Here is a 19,999-nt window from a genome sequence, read left to right as displayed (position 1 = left end):
CATCCCGAAAATAATGGGGTCGGATAAGATGCAGGATCGTCTGGCGCCTGGCGCCGGCCTGCCGCCGGCCCGGCGTCAGCCCAGGCGGCGCTTGCGGGCGTTCCATTCCTCGCGGCTGATCTCCCAGATTTCCGTGGGCAGGCGGCCGCTGACGTAGCCGCGTTCCTCGGTGCCGACCAGTCGCATGCCGCTGCGCTGCGAGATGCGGCGCGAAGCCGCGTTGACAGCGGCCTTGGGGGCGCGCAGCAGCGGCTTGCCCAACACTTCGAACCAGTAGGCGGTGGCGGCCTCGCTGGCCTCGGTCATGTAGCCGCGGCCTTGATGGGCGGGGTCCAGCCAGAAACCGCGGTTGTTCCAGGGATCGTCGTCCATCAGGCTGACGATGCCGATCAGGCTGCCGGGCGCCTGGCGGGTGCGGATGGACCAGTGCCACTCCTTGCCCCGCCGCATCGCAGGGATCGCCACTTGCTCCAGATAGTGGCGCGCGCCGTCGGGCGGGTAGGGCCATGGCACTTGATCGACCAGGTAGCGCACCACTTCCCACTGCGGAAACAGGCGCTGGATGGCCTCGGCATCGCCGATTTCCAAGGGCTGCAGGACCAGGCGGTCGGTGGCAAGAGGCGGGAACAACGGAGCTTCAGGCATGGCTGCTGGGGGGTGGCGCCGCGTATCGGCGGCAGATATGTATATCATGAGCGTCATCTGGCGGCGTCTCGCCCGGCGCCGCCGCAGCATTGGAGCAAAAACATGAATACCCCCAACGAAAACGTCAGCATGGCGCTTTTCTGTGATTTCGAGAACGTGGCGCTGGGCGTGCGCGACACCAAATACCAGAAGTTCGATATCCGGCCGGTGCTGGAACGGCTGCTGCTCAAGGGCAGCATCGTGGTCAAGAAGGCCTATTGCGACTGGGAGCGGTACAAGGAATTCAAGGCCCCCATGCACGAGGCCAATTTCGAACTGATCGAGATCCCGCACGTGCGCCAGTCCGGCAAGAATTCCGCCGACATCCGGCTGGTGGTCGACGCGCTGGACTTTTGCTACACCAAGTCCCACGTCAACACCTTCGTGATCATCAGCGGGGATTCCGATTTTTCGCCCCTGGTGTCCAAGCTGCGCGAGAACAACAAGAAGGTGATCGGCGTGGGCGTGAAGCAGTCCACCTCGGACCTGCTCATCGCCAACTGCGATGAATTCATCTTCTATGACGACCTGGCGCGCGAAGGCCAGCGCGCGGCGGACGCCCGCCGCGACAACCGTGGCGGTGGCACGGCGAGCCAGCAGCGCCGCACGCCCGACGAGGAACGCCGCCGCAAGGAAGAACTGGAAGCGCGCAAGACCCAGGCCGTGGAAATGGTCGCGGAGACCTTCGAGGCGCTCATGGCCGAACGCGGCGACAGCGGCAAGATCTGGGCCTCCGCCCTGAAGGACGCCCTCAAGCGCCGCCGGCCGGATTTCAACGAGTCCTACTACGGCTTCCGCGCCTTCGGCAACCTGCTGGACGAGGCGCAATCGCGCGGCCTGCTGGAAGTCGGGCGCGAGGAAAACGCCGGCACCTATGTGTACCGCGACAGCGCGGACGGCGCGCCGGCCGCGAATCGCGCCGCCGCCGATGGCGGATCCCGTTCCGCCCCGGCCCGTCAGCCGGCAGCGGCCGAGACCGGCGACGCGCCTGCAGGCGCGGCCCAGGAAGAATCCCGTTCCCGCTCCGGCCGCAAATCGCGCGGCGGGCGCAAGTCGGGCGGCGAGGGCAGGGGAACCGGCCAGACGGCCGAGCAGGAAGCCGCTGGCGAGAGCGCTGCCGCGCCGTCCGAAGCTTCGTCGGTGGCGTCTGCCGTTCAACCCGCAGCCGAAGCGCCGGCCAAGGCGCCGGCCCCGACCGCGGCAGCCGCGCAATCCCCCGCCCCAGCGCCGGCGACCGCGCAGCCCGATGCCGCCGGGCAAGCCGGCGAACAAGCGGATGCCGCCAAGCTGGACGCCATGCGGGCCGACGCCCTGGCTCGGGCGCAGGAATCGAAACCTGTCCAACCTTCGCGTCTGCCGCCCATGCCCAAGCCCCTGCCGCAAGCGCGCCAGCCGTTGCCGGCGGTGAATATCGCTGAATGGACCTTTGCCCAACCTGCCGCGGAAAGCCGTAGCCAGCCTGCGAGCAAGACGCCTGCCAAGATGTCCGACCCGTTCGAGGGCGGCATGGCCAGGATTGCCGCAAGGGACGAGACCCAGGCCGGCAAGCCCGTGGCGGACACGCCTGCGGTGGCAGAACCCGCAGCCGGCAAGCCCGCTGCGAAGCGGGCCACGACGCGCAGCCGTCCCGCTGCCAAGAAGACCGCCGCCAAGACCGCGCCGGCTGATCAGGCGGCGGCCGAGCCAGCGGCTGCGGCGGTTGCCGAAGCGCCCGCCAAGCCTGCCCGCAAGACTGCCAGCAAGACCGCCGGCAAGGCAGCTCCCCGCGCGCGCCGGGCCAGCAAGACGGCCGAGGAATCCTGAAGCCCGCGCTTCAGGGCTGACCGCGCTTAACCGCCCGGGCCGTTGTAGCGGCCCGGCGTGGCGCCTAGCTCGCGCTTGAACATGGCGATGAAGGCGCTGACGTTGTCGTAACCCAGCTCCAGCGCCACCGTGGTCACGGCGGCGCCCTCCGCCAGCATTTCCTGCGCCCGCATCAGGCGGGCGCGCTGCCGCCAGGCGCCCAGGGTCAGGCCGGTTTCCGCCAGATAGCGGCGCGCCAGCGTGCGCGGCGACATGCCGATCTCGGCAGCCCATTCTTCCTGTGTCCGCATATCGGAGGGGCGGTCCGATAGTGCAAGCGCCAGCCGTTGCAGCCGCGGATCACGGGGCAGGAACAGCGCCTGGCCGGCATGCGGCAAGGTCCGGATTTCATCCCGGATCACTTCAATCAGACGGCTGCGCGCCGGAGCTGCCGCGTCGTCCTGCCAGGAAGCAGCGCGGCTCACGGCGGCCAGTAGCAGGTCAGAGGCTTGCAGCACGCAAGGCTCGGCGGGCAGCCCCGCGCAAGCCGCCGGGCTCAGGTACGCGCTGTAGCCGGCATACGGGCCGTGCGAGTACAGCCCGTGCGGCAGGTCGGGAGGTATCCAGACCGTCTGGCGGGCTGCCACCACCCATTGATGCGCTCCCGCATAGACTGTCAGCAAGCCTTGGTAGGCGCCCAATAGCTGTCCCCGCGCGTGCTGGTGCATGGCGGTATGGCGCAGCGCGCCGTCCTGGCTGCGTATGGCGATCAGCCTGGGGCCGCCATGGGCGCGAGCGCGTGCGGGGTCGAGCAAGGGCGGGTTGGGAGCAGGCAACGCCATTGGCAGAAACACCGTATTGAATGGCCAGAACCGCGCAGACTTGCCACGCGGACGCGTCTATCGTAACGCTAGTCTTGAACAGCGACAGGAGCACAACATGAAAGCACGCGACGTCTTGCCCGACGGCAGGGATCTGGGGGAGTTCAACGGCATGGCCGTGCGCAAGGGCACGGTGGGGGCGTTTCTCGCCAACGCCCGCGTCTGCCTCGACCCGCAGGCGACGGCCCAGGCCGTGGCCGTTGCGCGCAGGGACATCCAGGAGGCCTTGCCGGCGCTGAACGCGCTGGGACTGTTCGAGGTGCTGCAAGTACGCGATCCCGCGTTGCGCGCCTGGATGCGTGAAATAGGGGCGGCCGCGAGCTGAGTTTCGGGCACGCAGGCGTCCGGGCGCCAGGCCCGGTGCTCTATCATGCATGCTTTGGATAAAGGCCGCGCGCTGTGCTGCGGCCCATCGCCTCGGATGACGCATGCAATACGTTCTGGTCAGTTCCTGCCTGCTGGGCAACCCCGTGCGCTACGACGGACGCGGCGCGCCCCATGACAACGCCGTGCTTACTCGTTGGCGGGACGAGGGCCGGGTGGTGGCCGTCTGTCCGGAAATGGCGGGCGGCATGCCGGTTCCGCGCCCGCCCGCCGAGATCGAGCCGGACGCGGACGCCGCCGCCGTGCTGGCCGGCCGCGCCCGCGTGATGGCGGTGTCGGGCGAGGACGTGACAAGTCCCTTCGTGCACGGCGCGCAAGCGGCTCTGGAAACCGCGCGCAAGCACGGCATCGGCATCGCGGTGCTGAAGGAAGGCAGTCCCTCCTGTGGCAGCGGCTACGTATACGACGGCCATTTCGCCGGCCGCAAGCAGCCCGGCGTGGGCGTCACGGCCGAACTGCTGGCCCGGGCGGGCCTGCGCGTCTTCAGTGAAAAGCAATGGGACGAGGCCCAGGCCTGTCTGGCCGGCCTGGAGGCGGCCGATGGGCGCTGACGTGGGCGTTGCGGTGGGCGACCTGCTGGTGCTGCTGGGCGTGGCGGGCTGCGCGGTCCTGGCCTGGAAGGCTGCGGTGCGCACCGGCCGCAGCAAAGGCCTGCTGCGCGTGGTCGCCGGCGTAAGCCTGGCCCTGTCCGCGCTTTTCTTCTACGCCTGGTACGCGCAATACCTGAAGTGGGATTTCAACGAGCTGGGCCGCTACTACGACCCGGTCGACCAGGTGGTCTACACGGATTCGGGATTCGTCTGGATCCTGCCCGCCGGCGCCATGCTGGCCATCGGCCTGCTGTGCGCCTGGCGCGGCTGGCGCCGTTGAGCCTCCAGCCGTCCACCTCCCTCCGCGGCTACTCGCTGCGGATGTTGGCCTGCTTCACGATCTGGCCGTTGGCGGCATATTCCTTCTGCACCTGGGCCGTGAACTGCTCCACCGTGCCGGGCGACATGATGTTCAACGCGTCCGTCAGCGGCTTGCTGATGTCCGGCATGGCGGCGATCCGGTTGATGAGGCCGTTCATGCGCTGGCGGAATTCCGGACTGGTGCTGGCCGGAGCGAAAAAACCGAAGGTGGACGTCATGTTGGCCACGGGATAGCCCAGCTCGGCCAGCGTGGGCGTGCCGGGTCGTCCCGGCAGCCGGGCGGGCGAGCCCACCGCCAGCAGCGCGAGCTTGCCTTCGTCGATCAGCGCATTGACCGGGCCGGAGGCGTTGACCAGCATCAGCGTGAACTGGCCGCCCAGGGCGTCGGGCACCATCTGCGCCATGCCCTTGTACGGCACGTGCGTGATGCGCACGTCCGCCTGGCCGTTGATCTGCTCCAGCATCAAGTGCCCCAGCGAGCCCACGCCGGCCGTCGCCAGCGACAGGCCGCCGGGATCGGTCCTGGCCTGGGCCAGCATGTCCTGGAAGGTCTTGCCCGTGAACTTCGGGCCGCCCACCAGATAGACCGGCGAATACATTACGGACGCCAGCGGCGCCAGATCCTTCAAGGGGTCGTACAGCGTCTTCATCACATGCGGCGACAGCGTGACCGGGCTGACGGCGGTAAAGGCCAGGGTGTTCTCGTCGTGGGCTCGCGCCACCGTGTTCATGCCTATCATGCCGCCCGCGCCGCCGCGGTTCTCCACCACCACCGGCCGGCCCAGTTCCGCCGCCAGCTTCTGCGCGAAGGCGCGCGCCGTGTTGTCGACGATGCCGCCCGCGCCATAGGGGACGACGATGGTCATGGCCTGGGCCTTGGCGTCGGCCTGGGCGTGCGCCGCCGTAGAGAACGCGCAGGCCGCTCCGATAGCGCACAGCCTCGCGATCCGCTTGAGATTCAACATGCTTTCCCCTTGTCTATGCCCGACGGCCAGTCCGCCGGAACGCGGCGGCGGCTCTTCAAAGAGGCGCGCCGGCATGCAGTGTGTGCAGGCCGGCGCGGCGGGACAAGCGGGAATACCCGGAATGGCGTGTCAGTGCGCGCGGTAGCCGCGGCTGGTCATGCAGGAATCGAGCGCCCGGTTATAGGAGTCCACCATGACCTGGGTGGTCCATTGCGTGATGGTGGCCGGGTCGTAGCCGCTCTGGTTCATGGCCCAGCGCTGGCAGTCCATGGTGGCGCTGGCCTGGGCGCTGTTGACGGGCGCGGTGGACTCGTACTGCACCGGCTCGTACTGAGGTTGGGGCGCGCTATACACGGGCTGCGCCTCGTATACCGGTGCGTTGTAGACGGGGGCCGCGTAGACCGGCGGGCTGGTGTAGCCCACGCCCGACGAATAGACGCCTGCCTGGGTGTAGGAGGGTCCGGAATCCGCCGCCAGCAGCAGGCCTATGGTGGCCAGCGCGAAGGCGCCGCCTATCCACCAGCCGTCGGAACTGCTGCTGCCGCCATGGTAATTGTGATATCCGCCGTGATAACCGCCACCGTGATATCCGCCGTGGCCGCCGCCCCAATTACCGCCGCCACGCCCGCCGGCCATGGCGGGCGCGCTTGCCACGGCCAATGCCAGCGCCGCGACGATGGCCATACGGCCAGAAAACCGCTTCATGATCTTGCTCCTGATCCGCCCCGGGGCCGGCATGCCGCCCGACCCGGACCGATACCGCCACTTTACCGCCTGGCCGCTTCCATAAAGTGTCTCAAGCGCTACGGAGATTTCAACTGATTTCAGCGGGAGGCGGGCGGGTCCTGGCGGTCGGGCCAGTTGTTGCAGGAACGCGACTCGCCGGGGCGCAGCGTGATCCGCGGCTGGTCGTTGAAATACGCCGCGTCGCGGTCCAGCGTCATGTAGGTTTCGTAACCCGTTTTTTCCACGCACCAGTTCCAGAAATACACCTGCGCCCCGTGGATCATCATCGATTCGGCACGCCATTCCTGCAACGCCTTGAACGCGGCGGCGCCGTCTGCCGCGCTGCGGGTTTCATTGCGGAACTGTTCCCGGCCATAGGGGAACGTGCTGCTGATCAGCACCACCCGCGCATCGGCCAGGGGCTGGGAATTTTCGTCCAGCACGGTGGCGCGGGCGTCGGGCTGCATGGTCTTGTACACGGGGTAGGGCACGCACCCCGCAAGCAGGCTGGTGAGCGCCAGGGCCGCAATAGTTGGCAAGCACTTTGGGAATGACATTGCAATGGTTGTATCTGTCCTGGGAGCCGTGGGTAAAACCAGTGGCTAAAAGCGCCGAAGGGTAGTATTTTCTCGCGATGATTACGGCACGACCCTCTTCTTTACCGCAAGACAAGCGTCTCACCAAGGGTGAACGCACACGGGCTCAACTCCTGGAGGTCGCGGCGGCGGAATTCGCGGAACGCGGATTCCAGCATACGCGGATCAGCGACATTGTCGCCCGGGCCGGCGTGACCCAACCTGTCTTCTATCAATACTTCGCCAGCAAACAGGCGGCCTACGACGAACTGGTGGGCATGTTCGCCCAGCGCTTGCGGCAGGCCATCGGCCAGGCGCGTCCACCCGACGGACTGCAAGGCGTGGAGCTGGCCGGACGCATCCGCGGAGGCGTGAGCGGCCTGCTCGCCATCCTGCAGGAAGATCCCAACCTGACCCGCATCGGCTTCTTCCAGGCCGCCGAGGCCGAGGAGCTCAAGGATGAATTGGTGGCGATGATTGCCGACAATGCGGACGCCGAGCGCCAGGCCGGCTGGTTCCGCGAGGACGTCCCATCCAATTGGTTCGCCCAGTCGATGATGGGCATCATCGAACGATTCACACGGCAGGGGCCAGACGCGGCCAGGCAGCAGGCCCTGGCGGAATTCATCACCGATCTGCTGTTGGAAGGGATACGGAAACGACGACCACAAGCCTCCTAGCCGGAGGCTTTTTTTTGGCCTGAAGTGAGGGCAGCCGAGCCCTTCAGGCCCAGGTCTCTTGCAGATACATCCATTGCGGCTGGCTGCCCGGCTGGACGGTGAACAGCGCCGTTGCGCGCCGCTGGGTCGCGCCTGAGTTCCAGGCATGGCGCTCGCGGTAACTCAGCAAGACCGAATCCGCGCCGGCGTGCAGCACGGCTAGCTCGTCGATCTCGATCTTCAGGCCGGGGCGGGCGCCTCGCAATCTGCCGAACAAGGCCGGCAAAGCCTCCGCGGGCAGGCGCTGGCCGTCAGCCGCGATCATGCTGAAGCCGGGCGCAAAGTCCTCGAGCAGGGCGGTCAGCTGTGCGTCCGGCGCATCGGGCGAGCCTATCCAGCGTTCGATACGGGAATGGGCGTCGAGAGCCAGGCGCAGACAATGGGATGAAAGGTCGGACATGGGAAGGATCCATGGAAAGGGAGCGCCATTCTAGGAGCCGGGTTGGTCGGGAAAAACGACCTTCCGATGGATATACTGTTCGTGTTTTTTTGACAATCCAACCCGGCTTTCCATGATCAATCTGAATCGTCTGGCGATGTATGCGGCGGTGGCCGAGGCTGGGTCTTTTACGGCGGCGGCCGATGCGCTGGGCACCACCAAGGCGGTGGTCAGCTTCAACGTCAAGCAGTTGGAACAGGAGCTGGGCGTGGCGCTGCTGACGCGCAGCACGCGGCGGCTGGCGCTGACCGAGGCGGGCGAGGGCTTCTACGGCCATTGCGCGCGCCTGCTGCGCGACGCCGAAGCCGCAGTGGACGAGGCGCGTTCTGGCCAGGCGGCCTTGTCGGGCAGCCTGCGGGTGACGGCATCGGTGGACTACGGCAATCGGGTGGTGGCGCCGGCGTTGGCGGCTTTTGCGCGCGCGCATCCCGCCTTGCGCGCGGGCTATCGCGCCGGGTCGGCGCATGCGGACCTGATCGCCGAACGGCTGGACCTGGCCATACGGGTGGGGGCGCTGGAGGATTCCAGTTACCGGGCCACGCGCATCGGCCAGTTCAAGCTATGGATCGTGGCCAGTCCGGACCTGTTGGCGCAGCACGGCGCGCCGCGCACGCCGCAGGCGCTGGCGGCGCTGCCCTGGCTGGCCAACCGGCCCGGCCGCAGCGACCGCTGGCGGCTGACGGACAGCAAGGGCCGCGAGCACGAACTCCGCGTGGCGCCAGTGGCGCAGGCCGACACGGCCTCGGGGCTGCTGGCGTTCGCCGAGGCCGGATGCGGCGTGGCCGCCTTGCCGGAGTGGCTGCTGGAAGAGCCTTTGGCGCGCGGCTCGCTGCAACGCCTGCTGCCTTCGTATGCGCTGCCGCGGCAGGAGGTCTACGCGGTGTATCCCGACACGCGGCATGTCAGCGCCAAGGTCCGGCGCTTCATCGATTTCCTGCGGGAGCGGCTGGGGCCGTCCGGCAAGCCTTAGGGCTGGTGCAAGGTTCTTTGAAATGCGGACAGGCCCCGGCCCCGCGTCTCAGCGCTCCAAGGCCGGCGTGCCGCCCGCGCCCAAGTCCCAATACAGTCCCGTCATCAGGCTCAACGCCTGCCGCAGCAAGGCCGGCGGCAGGTGCTCGTTCGGCGCGTGCTGGGAGCAGCCGGGATAGGAATGCGGCACCCAGATCGTGCGCAGGCCCAGCACGTCGGTGAAGATGTCGTTGGGGAGCGAGCCCCCCAGGTTGGGCAGCACGGCGGTCTTGGCGCCGGAGGTGCGTTCCAGCGAATCCACCGCCCAGCGCACCCAGGCGTCGTCGGGGTCGATGCGGGTGGCGCGGAACATGTTCTCGCGCGTCAGCGTGATCTGGACCATGGGAAAGCCCTGGCGGTCCAGATGGCGGCGCAGGGCGGGGACCAGGTCGTCCGGGTCCACGCCCACCACGAAGCGCAATTGGCAGCGCGCCCAGGCGCGCGGCGGAATGGCGTTGACGGGCGTGTCGGGATTGCCGGTCTTGTAGGCCAACACCTCGAACGAACACCAGCCGAACACGCGCTCGGCCGGCGACAGGCCCGGCTCGCCCCACCAGGGCTCGATCTCGGGGCCGTCGGCGCCGCCGTCCACCTGGCAATCGGCCAGGGCGCGCCGCACCGCGGCGGGCAGTTCACGGGGCACCCATTCGGGGATGCGGATCTGGCCGGTGGGCGAAACCAATGTGGAGATCGCATGGGCCAGCTGGATGCCGGGATTGGAGATCAGGCCGCCCCAGTTGCCCGAATGGTGGCCGCCCGCGCGGGCCTCGATGCTCAGGTCGAAGTTCAGGCTGCCGCGCGCGCCCAGGAAGATGGTGGGGCGCTCCGCGCTCAGCCGCGGCCCATCGGAGGCGATCAGCAGGTCCGCCGCCAGCAGCGCGCGGTGTTCCTCGCAGAGGTCGCGCAGGCCCATGGAGCCGGTTTCCTCGCCCATCTCGATCAGGTATTTGGCGTTGAAACCCAGCTTGCCGCGCGTTTCCAGCACCAGGCGCAGCGCCTCCATGTTGATGCTGTGCTGGCCCTTGTTGTCGGCGATGCCACGGCCGTACCAGCGGCCCTCGGCTTCGGTCAGCGCCCAGGGCGACAGGCCTTCCTTCCATTCCTTTTCCAGGCCGCGGATGACGTCGCCATGGCCGTAGCCCAGCACGGTGGGCAGGGCCGGGTCCTCGATGCGCTCGGCGTACAGGAACGGCGCCAGCGCCTTGGGATGCGTCAGCGTGCGGCAGGTGAAGCCCAGCGCCTCGAAGGCAGGCCGGATCTCGGCTTCCAGGTAGGCCGCGAGTTCGGGCGCGCGCGCCGGGTTCTGGCTTTCAGTGGGCTGGGCCAGGCGGCGCGCCAGCAGCGCGCGGAAGGCGCCGGAATCGAAACACTGTTCCGCCTGGGCAATGGCTTGTGCGCGGGTCATGATGGCTGGGCTCCGTTGGAGGTAGGGGGATAGAGGTGGCAGGCCACCACGGATTGCGCGCGCAGCGTCAGCGCCGGGCGCTCAGTCTTGCATTGCGCCATGGCGTGCTGGCAGCGGGGATGGAACGGGCAGCCCGGGGGCGGGCGCAGCGGGTCGGGGAACGACAGGCCCAGGCCCATGTCGGGGATGCCCAGGCCCGGCTCCGGCGTCAGCACCGAGGCCAGCAGCGCCTGCGTGTAGGGATGGCGCGGGTCGTGGAACAGCTGCGCCGTTGCAGCGGATTCGACCACCCGGCCCAGGTACATCACCGCCACATGGGTGGCGATGTGCTCGACCACCGCCAGGTTGTGGCTGATGAAGACGTAGGTCAGGTTGAATTCACGGCGCAGGTCCATCAGCAGGTTCATGATCTGCGCCTGCACCGACACGTCCAACGCCGAGGTCGGCTCGTCGCAGATGACGATCTCGGGGTGCATCACCAGCGCCCGCGCGATGGCCACGCGCTGGCGCTGGCCCCCGGACAGCTGCCCAGGCGTGTTGTGGGCCAGGCGCGGCGGCAGGCCCACGCGCTCCAGCATCTCGATGGCCTTGTGCTGCTTGGGGTTGGCGATGCCGTGCACATCCAGCGGCAGCGACACGATGGAAGCGATGGAGCGGCGCGGATTCAGCGACGAATACGGATCCTGGAAGATCGGCTGGACGCGGCGGGCAAGCGCGCGCCGGCCCAGGCCGCGGATGTCCTGGCCGTCGAGCCGGATCGCACCCTCGGTGGGCGGCGTCAGCCCCAGCAGCATGCGGGCCAACGTGGATTTGCCGCAGCCGGATTCGCCCACGATGCCCAGCACCGCGCCGCGCTCCACCGCCAGGTCCACGCCATTGACGGCGTGCAGCGTGCTGCGCGGCCGGAACATGCCGGACCGGATCGAGAACTGCCTGCTGACGGACTCGGCTTGCAGCAAGGGGCTCATGCCGGGACTCCTGCGGATTCGAGGATGCAGCGCCATTGCTGGCCGGACGCGGCGTCGTGCACCGGCACATCATGGCGGCATTGCGGCTGGGCGTGCGGGCAGCGGTCGCGGAAGGCGCAGCCTTGCAGCTCGCCCACCAGCGCGGGCACGACGCCCGGGATGGTGCCCAGCGCCTCGCCGGGCGGCGTGCGCCCGGGCACGGGGATACAGCCCAGGAGCCCCTGGGTGTAGGGATGGCGCGGCGAAGCAAACAGTTCCGCTACCGGACCTTCCTCGACGATCTGGCCGGCGTACATCACCGCGACCTGGCGCGCGATGCGCGCCACCACGCCCAGGTCGTGGGTGATCAGCACCATGGCGATGCCCAGCTCGGCCTGCAGATCGGCCAGCAGGCGCAGGATCTGCGCCTGGATGGTGACGTCCAGCGCGGTGCTGGGCTCGTCGGCAATCAGCAGTTCCGGCCCGCACATCAGCGCCATGGCGATCATCACGCGCTGCCGCAGCCCGCCCGACAACTGGTGCGGATACTGCGACAGGCGCTGCGCCGCCGAGGCGATGCCGACCTTCTCCAGCAGTTCCACCGCGCGGTCGCGCGCCTGCCGCGCGTTGGCCTTGCGGTGGTGGATGTAGTGCTCGGTCAGCTGTTCGCCGATGGCATAGGCCGGATTCAGCGCCGTCATGGGTTCCTGGAAGATCATGGCCATCTTGCTGCCGCGCAGCGCGTTGATGCGCCCGCCGCGCGCGGCCGACAGATCTTCGCCCAGCACCGACAGTCGGCGCGTGCTGCGCCGGGCGGCCTTGGGCAAGAGCCCCATGATGGCCAGCGAGGTCATGGACTTGCCGCAGCCCGATTCCCCCACCAGGCACAGCGTTTCGCCGCGCCGGACCTGGAAGGAGACGTCGCGCACCGCGTGCAGCGGGCCGCGCGGCGTGGCGATGTCGACGGTCAGGCCTTGCACGTCCAGCACGATGTCGGTGTCGCTCATGCTCAGGCCCTCTCTTCAGGCGTCAGGAGTTGATGCAGCCCGTCGCCGGCCAGGTTGATCGCGAAGATCAGCAGGGCCAGTGCCGACCCGGGGATGGCGATCAGCCAGAACGAGAAGAACATATAGGCCTTGGCCTCCGAGATCATCAGGCCCCAGGACGGCAGCGGCGGCTGCACGCCCAGGCCCAGGAAGGACAGGGAGGCTTCCAGCAGGATGGCGCTGGCGGCTTCCAGCGTGGCGATCACGATCAGCTGCGGCACCACGTTGGGCAGCACTTCGCCCCAGACGATGCGCCAGGTGGACGCGCCCGCCGCCTGCGCCGCGGCCACGTATTCCAGCGAGCGCACCTGCTGCGTGGCGCTGCGCATCACCACGGCATAGCGGTCCCACTTGAGCAGCCCCAGCACCAGGATCACCACCCAGAGCGAGCCGCCGACGATGGCGACGGTGGCCAGCGCGACCAGGATGACAGGCATGGACAAGCGGGTGGTGATCAGGAACGACACGGCCATGTCGACCTTGCCGCCGAAGTATCCGGCCGCCATGCCCATGGCCGTGCCGATCAGGCCCGAGATCAGCGCCACGCTGATGCCGATAAGCAGCGAAATGCGCGCGCCGTAGAACAGGCGCGACATATAGTCGCGGCCCAGCTGGTCGGTGCCCAGCGGATGCAGCCAGGTGCCCTTGGCGTACCAGACCGGCGGCGCCGTGCGGTAGGCCAGGTCCTGGTAGTAGGGATCGTGCGGCGAGATCCAGGGTGCGAACAGCGCGATCAGCACGATGAGGAGCAGGATGCCGCCGCCGGCCAGCAGCGCCTTGTTGCGGCGCAGCCGCCGCCAGCGCAGGGCGGACGCGGACAGTTCCAGCGGCGCGGGGGCGCCGGGAGCGGACGGGGTCAGGGTAGGCGTGTTCATGTCAGGACACCCGGATGCGCGGGTCCAGCCACGCGTTGGCGATGTCGGCGGCCAGGGTCAGCAGCACGTACAGCACCGACAGCAGCAGCACGATCAGCTGCATCACGGGATAGTCCTTGTAGGTGATGCTCTGGTAGGCCAGGTAGCCCAGGCCGTCCAGCGCGAAGATGGTTTCGATGACGACCGAGCCGCCCAGCAGGTAACCCAGCTGCACCGCGGCCAGCGCCACCACCGGCACGATGGCGTTGCGCAGCGCATGCTTGAAGACGATCTTGCGCGCCGGCAGGCCCTTGGCGCGGGCGGTGCGGATGTAGTCGGCGGCCAGGACTTCGATCATGCCGGCGCGGATCAGGCGCATGAAGGCGGGGGCGACGTAATAGCCCAGCGCGATCGCCGGCATCACAAAATGCTGCCAGCTGCCGCTGCCCGACACCGGCAGGATGCGCAGCGAGATCGAGAACAGCATGATCAGGATCAACGCGAAGAAGAAGTTGGGCAGCGCCTGCCCCAGCACGGCGATGGCCAGGCAGATGCGGTCGATCAGGCTGCCCTTGTACAGCGCGGCCAGCACGCCCAGCGGAATCGAGATCAGGAGCGCGAAGGCCAGCGCGCCCAGGCCCAGCAGCAGGGTGGTCTTGAGCTTGGAGAGGATCAGCGGCCCGGCCTCGGTCTTGAAATACACCGAGGTGCCGAAGTCGCCCTGCAGAATGTGCCAGAGCCAGTCCGCGTACTGCACGGCCAGCGGCCGGTCCAGGCCGTAGGTCTGGCGGATCATGTCGATGTCGGCCTGGCGCGCGCCTTCGCCGGCCAGCGCCAGCGCCGGATCGCCGGACAGGTGCAGCAGCAGGAACGCCAGGATGGAGACCGTCAGCGCCACCAGCACCGCCAGGCCCAGGCGCCTGATCGTGAAATACAGCATAGGGCTTCCTCTTCGTTGGACTCTCGCCGGCCCGGCGCGATGCCGGGCCGGCGCGGGGCCGCGCCTTACTTCCAGCTCATGTCCCAGAAGCGCACCAGTTCATCCGAATAGGGCTTGAAGTTCACGTCCTTGGTGGCCACGTAGTAGGCGGGCAGGGTCCACAGCGGCACCGCGTAGGCCTTCTGCGCGATCAGGTCCAGCGCCTGCTTGTAGGCGGCGTTGCGCGCGGCGCTGTCGATGGTTCGGTCGCCCTTGGTGAGCAGGTCGCGCACCTGCGCGTCGCGGGTGACGTCGTCGTTGCCGAAGGCGAAGTACACCGGCGTGGACGCCGACACGTCGTTGACCAGGTTGGAGCCCCAGGTCTGGTGCGTCAGCGAGGCCTTGTTGGCGCGGATCATGTCGCGCATGGCGGCGTACTGCAGGAAGTTGAGCTTGGCGCGGATGCCGACCGCCTGCAGATAGTTGATGATGGCTTCGGTCTGGTTGCGTTCGCGATAGGCCACCAGGTCGATGTCGAAGCCGTTGGGGTAGCCGGCTTCCGCCAGCAGCTTCTTGGCCTGGGCCGGGTCGTACTTGTAGACCGGCGCGCCTTCCTGGGTGCAACCCGTCTGCGAAGGCGTGCAGATGGTGTTGATGAGGCCGCCGCCTTCGCCCACGATGTTCTTCAGCATGGACTCGCGGTCGATCGCGTGGATGATGGCGCGGCGCACGCGTTCGTCCTTGAGCTGTGGGGCGGGCGTCCCTTCCTGGATGTTCATCTGCATGAACACGATGCGCATGGTGTTGCCGGTGACCATCTGCAGCGAGGGCATGCCGCCCAGCTGCTCGGCCTGGTCCTTGGGCACGCTCATGATCAGGTCCTCGCCGCCCGAGATGACTTCGGCCATCTGCGTCTGGCGGTCGGGGATGAAGCGGATCACCACCTTGCCGATCTTGGGCTGGGCCTTGGGCGAATCCTTGAAGTAATCGGCGTTGCGCTCCAGCGTAATGGACTTGCCGGGCTGGTAATCCACCACCTTGTAGGGACCGGAACCCACCGGCTTGGCGTTCATGCCCTTGGGGCCGACTTCCTGGTAATACTTGGCCGGATGGATGGCGGCGGTGGTGGACAGGTATTCCTTGGCGCCGGGGAAGGGCTCCTTGGTGATCAGGCGCACCTTGTACTTGTCGATCTTCTCGACCTTGTCGATCCAGGCCACGTTCTGCTGCGTCACGGCCTTGTTCTTCGGATCCGCCACGTAGTTCAGCGTGTACACCACCGAGTCCGCGTCGAACTCCTCGCCGTTATGGAATTTGACGCCTTCGCGCAGCTCGAATTCCATGGTCTTGTCGTCGACCTGCTTCCAGCTCTTGGCGAGCTGCCCCTTGTACTCGTTGGTGACCGGGTCGCGGTAGAGCAGGGTGTCCCAGACGTTGGCGGCGATGATGACGCCGATCCGCACGTTGTTGTAGTAGGGGTCCACGCTTTCCGGCGCCTGGTCGTAGGCCATGCGCAGGGTGTCGTCCTTCTTGCCGGCCAGCGCCGGCTGGGCCGCCAGCGTGGCGCAGGCCAGCAGGGCGGCGGCCAGGGCCTTGAGGGGAAGGGGGCTGCGCCGGACCGGCGCGGATGCTGCGGGGGTGATGCGGAAATCAGTCATGGTGAGGCTCCTGTGGAAGTCACTGCACGTACTGCTTATCTGCCATCTTGTTGCGGGCGGCGCGGCCCGCTGTGCTGCCTGCGGCGGGTCAGCCTGAGTCGGCCGCCGCCGCGGGCGGCTGCGCAAGGGTCTTCAACGCGGCCTCGCACTTGCGCTGCAAGTGCTGGCGCATGATGCCGGCCAGCCGGTCCGCGTCGCGCGCGTCCAGGGCCTCGGCCATCTCGATGTGCTCGCGCATCGCCAGATCCCATTTCTGGCGGTTCTCGTTCGAGACGAAGCGCAGGTTCTGGATGCGCGCGTTCTGCGCGTCGTACAGCTGCTTGAGCAGGCTGTTGTGCGCGGCCAGGCTGATGCGTTCGTGGATCTCGCGATTGGTGCGGAAGTAGGTGGGCAGGTCGTGGCGCGCGTGGCTGGCCATCATTTCGTAGGTCAGCGCGCGGATCTCGGCGATTTCCTGGTCCGTGGCTCGTTCGCAGGCCAGCCGGCAGGACATGGCTTCCAGCCCGCCGATGACCTCGAAGGCCTCGCGGATGTTGGCCTCCGACAGCGCCACCACTTGCGCGCCGCGGTTCGGCTCGATCTGCACCAGGCCTTCGGCGGCCAGCACGCGGAAGGCTTCGCGCAAGGGCGTGCGGGACACGCCCAGCAGGTCGCACAGCGTGCGTTCGTTCAAGCGGGTGCCGGGCGGAAATTCGCCCTGGATGATGCGTTCGCGCAGTTGCCCGGCCACCGTGGCCGGCAGCGTGCGGCCGTTGCCCATGCTGCGGGCGGCAGCAGGCGGCGCGGTTTCGGCGGCCACGCTGGCGGCGCCGGAATCAGGCATCAGGCTGGAAACGCTGCTCATTGGTATACAAAAATTCCCCGTGTTTTGCGAGACTATAAACCCGTCTTTCCGTATCGCCTGATGGGTGTATACCCTAGGTTATTAACGCAAAAACAATGGGATAGAGTGACGCATGCCGCAAGTCCGCGCGTTGGGAAAGTCCTGCTTGTCTGCCCTGCGCCCTTCATTGGTATACAAAAATATTCCACTTTGGGACTACGCATGCTTACCTTGAACAGTCATTCGTCCGGCCGGCACTTCCTGCAGATTCCGGGGCCGACCAACGTGCCCGACCGCGTGCTGCGCGCCATCGACCAGCCCACCATCGACCATCGCGGACCCGAGTTCGGCGCGCTGGGCCTGGCGGTGCTGGAAGGCGTCAAGCAGGTGTTCCAGACGCAGTCGCCGGTGGTCATCTTCCCGTCGTCCGGCACCGGCGCCTGGGAGGCCGCGTTGGTCAATACCCTGTCGCCCGGCGACCGCGTGCTGATGGTCGAGACCGGCCATTTCGCCAGCCTGTGGCGCAAGCTGGCGGGACGGCTGGGCCTGGAGGTGGACTTCCTGGAAGGCGACTGGCGCCATCCGGTCGACGCAGCGGCCATCGCCGCCCGCCTGGCCGACGACCCGGGGCGCAAGATCAAGGCGGTGTGCGTGGTGCACAACGAAACCTCCACCGGCGTGACCAGCGATATTGCGGCCGTGCGCGCCGCGATCGATGGCGCCGCGCATCCGGCGCTGCTCATGGTGGACACGATCTCGTCGCTGGGCTCCATCGACTACCGCCACGACGAATGGGGCGTGGACGTGACCGTGGCCGGCTCGCAAAAAGGACTGATGCTGCCGCCGGGCCTAGCCTTCAACGCCGTCAGCGCGCGCGCCCTGGCCGCAGCCGACGAGGCGCGGCTGCCGCGCTCGTACTGGGATTGGCGCGAGATGCTCACCGCCAACGCCCGCGGCTACTTTCCGTACACGCCTTCGACCAATCTGCTTTACGGCCTGCACGAAGCCCTGGCCATGCTGCGCGAAGAAGGCCTGCCGCAAGTCTTCGCGCGCCACCAGCGCCATGCCCAGGCCACGCGCCTGGCGCTGGCCGGCTGGGGCCTGGAACTGCTGAGCCTGGATCCGGCCGCGCACAGCCCGGCACTGACTGCCGTGGTCATGCCGCAAGGCCATGGCGCCGACGCCTTCCGCAAGCTGGTGCTGGAACGCTTCGACATGTCGTTGGGGCAGGGCCTGGGCAAACTGTCCAACCGCGTGTTCCGCATCGGCCACCTGGGCCACTTCAATGACCTGACGCTATGCGGCACGCTGGCCGGCGTGGAAATGGGCCTGGCCGCGGCAGGCGTGCCGCATCGCGCGGGCGGCGTGCAGGCGGCAATGGAATTCCTGGCCGGGGCGCGTGCAAACGCTCCGGCCTGAGACGCACACATAACGAGGGAAACAATGAACACACTCATGCAGCAGGCGATCCAGTTCGCCAACGATCACGAATCCGCCTGGGACCGCAGCGTCAAGGGCAACTTCGGCGTGCACCTGAACGATCCGCCGCCCTGGAACCGCCTGCTGGGCCCCATCCACGACCGCGGCCCCGTGTCCGGCGTGGTCACGGTGCGCGGCGAAACCATCGCATCCTGGGGCGAGCCCGAGCGCGCCGACCTGACCTTCAGCGTAGCCAAGCTGTACCTGGCGATCCTGGCCGGCGTGGCCCACGACCGTGGCCTGTTGCCGGACGTGGACGAACCCGTGGGCAAACGCGTGCGCGGCATCGGATTCGACGAAGAGCAGAACGCCGACATCACCTGGCGTCATCTGCTGCAACAGACGAGCGAATGGGAAGGCGAACGCTTCGGCGTATCCGACCAGGCCGACCGCTACCGCGCGGTTACCTTCGGCGTGCCGCCGGACGGCAAGAAGGGCGAGGCGCGGCCCTTGCAGCGCCCCGGCACGTACTGGGAATACAACGACGTGCGCATCAACCAGCTGTCGTATGCGCTGTTGCACCTGTTCCGCAAACCCTTACCCGAAGTCTTCCGCGAGGCCGTCACGCGGCCCATCGGCGCCGGCGAAGACTGGCAATGGGTGGGCTACGACAACGCCTGGGTCGAGATCGACGGCCAGCGCATGCCGTCGGTGCCGGGCGGCTCGCACTGGGGCGGCGGCATGTCCATCAGCGCCCGCGATCAGGCGCTGATCGGCCAGATGCTGCTGAACGACGGCATGGCCAACGGCCGCCGCATTCTTTCTAGCGAATGGATCCGGGATATGCGCACGCCATGCGCGATCGCGCCGTATTACGGCTATCTGATCTGGCTGAATCATGAAGGCCGCGTGTTTCCCAGCGTGCCGGCTTCAAGCTTCTTTGGCGTGGGGGCGGGTAGCTCGTTTACCTGGGTGGAGCCGGAGCGGCAGATGGTGGTGATTGTGCGTTGGCTGGATTCGGCGCATGCGGATGCGTTATTCGGGAAGATCCTGGCGGCGGTGGACGCCAGGGTCTAGATCGATTTTGGCTTGGTTTTCGACGTCGGGGACCAAGGGGGCTTCGAGCATGCGGATGTCGGGGTTCTGAACCGCCGAGGCTACCCTGCGCCATTCCGATGCTCGCCCCAGTGGGGCTGCGCTTCGGATGGCTCCGGGCAGCCTCGGCTGGCAGTCGCCTGATGCATTGGTTTCGGACCCCGTTCATGGGCAGAAGCCGTGAGCCGGTGGCCGGACGGAGGGATCCGAAGCGCAGCCCCACTGGGGGCGAGCATCGGAATCCCGCAGTCCGGACGCTGGCGACTCAAGAACCCCGTCTCGCAAAATCGAAGCGGCAGGGCTTCGAGCTTGCGGATGTCAGGGTCCTTTGTTTTTTTTTTCCAGGCGGCCAGGCGTTCCTGGTCGCGCGAGGCCAGCGCGGCCTGCAACTGCGTGTGCGACTGGTCCAGCGTCTGCAGCAGGGCGGCGGAGTGCTGTTCGAAAGTGGCGGCGGCGGTTTCCAGCGCCTGCTGGTTGTCGCCGGCCAGCTTGGCGTAGACCTGCTCCTGGCGCGCCTGCGCCTCGGTCCAGGCCTGGGTGACGCTGCCGGCCGCCGTTTCCAGGCGGGCCGACACGCTGTCCAGCAGGCCTGCCTGGGCCTGCGTTTGCGCGGCGATGTCGCGCGCGGTCTGGGCCAGCGTGTCGCTGGCGGCCTGTTGGCGGGCCACGGTGTCGGTGCCGGCCTGCTGCCATTCCTGGCTCAGCGTGGCCGCCATGGCGGTGAGCGTGCCGGTCCAGGCGGCCAGGCGTTCCTGGTCG

Annotated in this window: 22 protein-coding genes; 8 read left to right on the top strand and 14 right to left on the bottom strand. The window is 67.8% G+C overall.

Translation table 11 applies throughout. The annotated features are described in order from the left end of the window. Nucleotides 1–75: 75 nt before the first annotated feature. Nucleotides 76–645 (bottom strand): GNAT family N-acetyltransferase, encoded by a 570-nt coding sequence (locus BRO63_RS17040; RefSeq protein ID WP_088140907.1) that lies wholly within the window; start codon nt 643–645, stop codon nt 76–78. A 102-nt stretch (nt 646–747) separates the two neighbouring features. On the opposite strand from BRO63_RS17040, the gene BRO63_RS17035 reads away from it, so the two are divergent. Then, nucleotides 748–2,487, top strand: coding sequence for an NYN domain-containing protein (locus tag BRO63_RS17035; protein ID WP_088140906.1), 1,740 nt, complete (start codon nt 748–750; stop codon nt 2,485–2,487). A 26-nt stretch (nt 2,488–2,513) separates the two neighbouring features. Here the strand turns inward: BRO63_RS17035 and BRO63_RS17030 are convergent, their stop codons facing one another. Continuing rightward, nucleotides 2,514–3,308, bottom strand: coding sequence for an AraC family transcriptional regulator (locus tag BRO63_RS17030; RefSeq protein ID WP_088140905.1), 795 nt, complete (start codon nt 3,306–3,308; stop codon nt 2,514–2,516). 97 nt (nt 3,309–3,405) lie between these two features. Here BRO63_RS17030 and BRO63_RS17025 point away from each other — a divergent pair, with 97 nt between their 5' ends. From BRO63_RS17025 to BRO63_RS17015, 3 genes are all read left to right on the top strand, one after another. Then, the gene (locus BRO63_RS17025) at nt 3,406–3,672 is read left to right on the top strand and encodes a hypothetical protein (RefSeq protein ID WP_088140904.1); all 267 of its coding nucleotides are present in this window, start codon (nt 3,406–3,408) and stop codon (nt 3,670–3,672) included. A 103-nt stretch (nt 3,673–3,775) separates the two neighbouring features. Further along, entirely contained in the window at nt 3,776–4,282 is a 507-nt protein-coding gene (locus tag BRO63_RS17020) for a DUF523 domain-containing protein (protein ID WP_088140903.1), read from the top strand. Next, complete coding sequence (locus BRO63_RS17015) at nt 4,272–4,601, top strand: hypothetical protein (protein ID WP_256942908.1); 330 nt, start codon at nt 4,272–4,274, stop codon at nt 4,599–4,601. Before BRO63_RS17020 ends, BRO63_RS17015 begins: the two co-directional genes overlap by 11 nt. A gap of 28 nt (nt 4,602–4,629) precedes the next feature. On the opposite strand, the gene BRO63_RS17010 is transcribed toward BRO63_RS17015, so the two are convergent. The 3 genes from BRO63_RS17010 to BRO63_RS17000 form a co-directional block, all read right to left on the bottom strand. Further along, nucleotides 4,630–5,607 (bottom strand): Bug family tripartite tricarboxylate transporter substrate binding protein, encoded by a 978-nt coding sequence (locus BRO63_RS17010; RefSeq protein ID WP_088140957.1) that lies wholly within the window; start codon nt 5,605–5,607, stop codon nt 4,630–4,632. A gap of 129 nt (nt 5,608–5,736) precedes the next feature. Further along, the gene (locus BRO63_RS17005; protein WP_088140902.1) at nt 5,737–6,312 is read right to left on the bottom strand and encodes a hypothetical protein; all 576 of its coding nucleotides are present in this window, start codon (nt 6,310–6,312) and stop codon (nt 5,737–5,739) included. A 119-nt stretch (nt 6,313–6,431) separates the two neighbouring features. Beyond that, nucleotides 6,432–6,872, bottom strand: a complete 441-nt coding sequence (locus BRO63_RS17000; protein ID WP_256943334.1) for a carboxypeptidase regulatory-like domain-containing protein — start codon at nt 6,870–6,872, stop codon at nt 6,432–6,434. 170 nt (nt 6,873–7,042) lie between these two features. On the opposite strand from BRO63_RS17000, the gene BRO63_RS16995 reads away from it, so the two are divergent. Beyond that, nucleotides 7,043–7,588, top strand: coding sequence for a TetR/AcrR family transcriptional regulator (locus BRO63_RS16995; protein ID WP_256943336.1), 546 nt, complete (start codon nt 7,043–7,045; stop codon nt 7,586–7,588). A gap of 43 nt (nt 7,589–7,631) precedes the next feature. Here BRO63_RS16995 and BRO63_RS16990 read toward each other — a convergent pair whose 3' ends face one another. After that, nucleotides 7,632–8,027, bottom strand: a complete 396-nt coding sequence (locus tag BRO63_RS16990) for a hypothetical protein (protein ID WP_088140899.1) — start codon at nt 8,025–8,027, stop codon at nt 7,632–7,634. Between the two features lie 112 nt (nt 8,028–8,139). On the opposite strand from BRO63_RS16990, the gene BRO63_RS16985 reads away from it, so the two are divergent. After that, nucleotides 8,140–9,036, top strand: a complete 897-nt coding sequence (locus BRO63_RS16985) for a LysR family transcriptional regulator (protein ID WP_088140898.1) — start codon at nt 8,140–8,142, stop codon at nt 9,034–9,036. A gap of 48 nt (nt 9,037–9,084) precedes the next feature. On the opposite strand, the gene BRO63_RS16980 is transcribed toward BRO63_RS16985, so the two are convergent. From BRO63_RS16980 to BRO63_RS16950, 7 genes are all read right to left on the bottom strand, one after another. Next, on the bottom strand, nt 9,085–10,479 hold the full coding sequence (locus BRO63_RS16980; RefSeq protein WP_088140897.1) for a M20 family metallopeptidase: 1,395 nt from the start codon (nt 10,477–10,479) through the stop codon (nt 9,085–9,087). After that, nucleotides 10,476–11,447, bottom strand: a complete 972-nt coding sequence (locus tag BRO63_RS16975) for an ABC transporter ATP-binding protein (RefSeq protein ID WP_088140896.1) — start codon at nt 11,445–11,447, stop codon at nt 10,476–10,478. The genes BRO63_RS16980 and BRO63_RS16975 overlap by 4 nt, the downstream gene beginning before the upstream one ends. After that, nucleotides 11,444–12,433: an ABC transporter ATP-binding protein gene (locus BRO63_RS16970; protein WP_088140895.1), complete on the bottom strand. Its 990-nt coding sequence runs from the start codon at nt 12,431–12,433 to the stop codon at nt 11,444–11,446. Before BRO63_RS16970 ends, BRO63_RS16975 begins: the two co-directional genes overlap by 4 nt. 2 nt (nt 12,434–12,435) lie before the next feature. Continuing rightward, nucleotides 12,436–13,347 (bottom strand): ABC transporter permease, encoded by a 912-nt coding sequence (locus BRO63_RS16965; protein WP_088140894.1) that lies wholly within the window; start codon nt 13,345–13,347, stop codon nt 12,436–12,438. Nucleotide 13,348: 1 nt separating this feature from the next. Next, nucleotides 13,349–14,266 (bottom strand): ABC transporter permease, encoded by a 918-nt coding sequence (locus BRO63_RS16960; RefSeq protein ID WP_088140893.1) that lies wholly within the window; start codon nt 14,264–14,266, stop codon nt 13,349–13,351. A gap of 65 nt (nt 14,267–14,331) precedes the next feature. Next, on the bottom strand, nt 14,332–15,903 hold the full coding sequence (locus tag BRO63_RS16955) for an ABC transporter substrate-binding protein (RefSeq protein WP_088140892.1): 1,572 nt from the start codon (nt 15,901–15,903) through the stop codon (nt 14,332–14,334). Between the two features lie 88 nt (nt 15,904–15,991). Then, a complete protein-coding gene (locus BRO63_RS16950) occupies nt 15,992–16,663 on the bottom strand; it encodes a GntR family transcriptional regulator (protein ID WP_373557784.1) in 672 nt (223 codons plus the stop codon). Between the two features lie 285 nt (nt 16,664–16,948). Here BRO63_RS16950 and BRO63_RS16945 point away from each other — a divergent pair, with 285 nt between their 5' ends. Then, nucleotides 16,949–18,145, top strand: a complete 1,197-nt coding sequence (locus tag BRO63_RS16945) for a pyridoxal-phosphate-dependent aminotransferase family protein (RefSeq protein ID WP_088140891.1) — start codon at nt 16,949–16,951, stop codon at nt 18,143–18,145. A 24-nt stretch (nt 18,146–18,169) separates the two neighbouring features. Further along, nucleotides 18,170–19,222: a serine hydrolase domain-containing protein gene (locus BRO63_RS16940; RefSeq protein ID WP_179215131.1), complete on the top strand. Its 1,053-nt coding sequence runs from the start codon at nt 18,170–18,172 to the stop codon at nt 19,220–19,222. Between the two features lie 80 nt (nt 19,223–19,302). On the opposite strand, the gene BRO63_RS34510 is transcribed toward BRO63_RS16940, so the two are convergent. Continuing rightward, on the bottom strand, nt 19,303–19,999 hold a 697-nt coding region (locus tag BRO63_RS34510; protein WP_256943333.1), incomplete at its 5' end, for a DUF802 domain-containing protein.

The organism is Achromobacter xylosoxidans (assembly GCF_002192695.1).
In the GTDB taxonomy this organism is placed as follows: domain Bacteria; phylum Pseudomonadota; class Gammaproteobacteria; order Burkholderiales; family Burkholderiaceae_B; genus Achromobacter; species Achromobacter xylosoxidans_C.
Note: the sequence above shows the minus strand (reverse complement) of the source record. Positions and strands in the feature narration are given on the sequence as shown.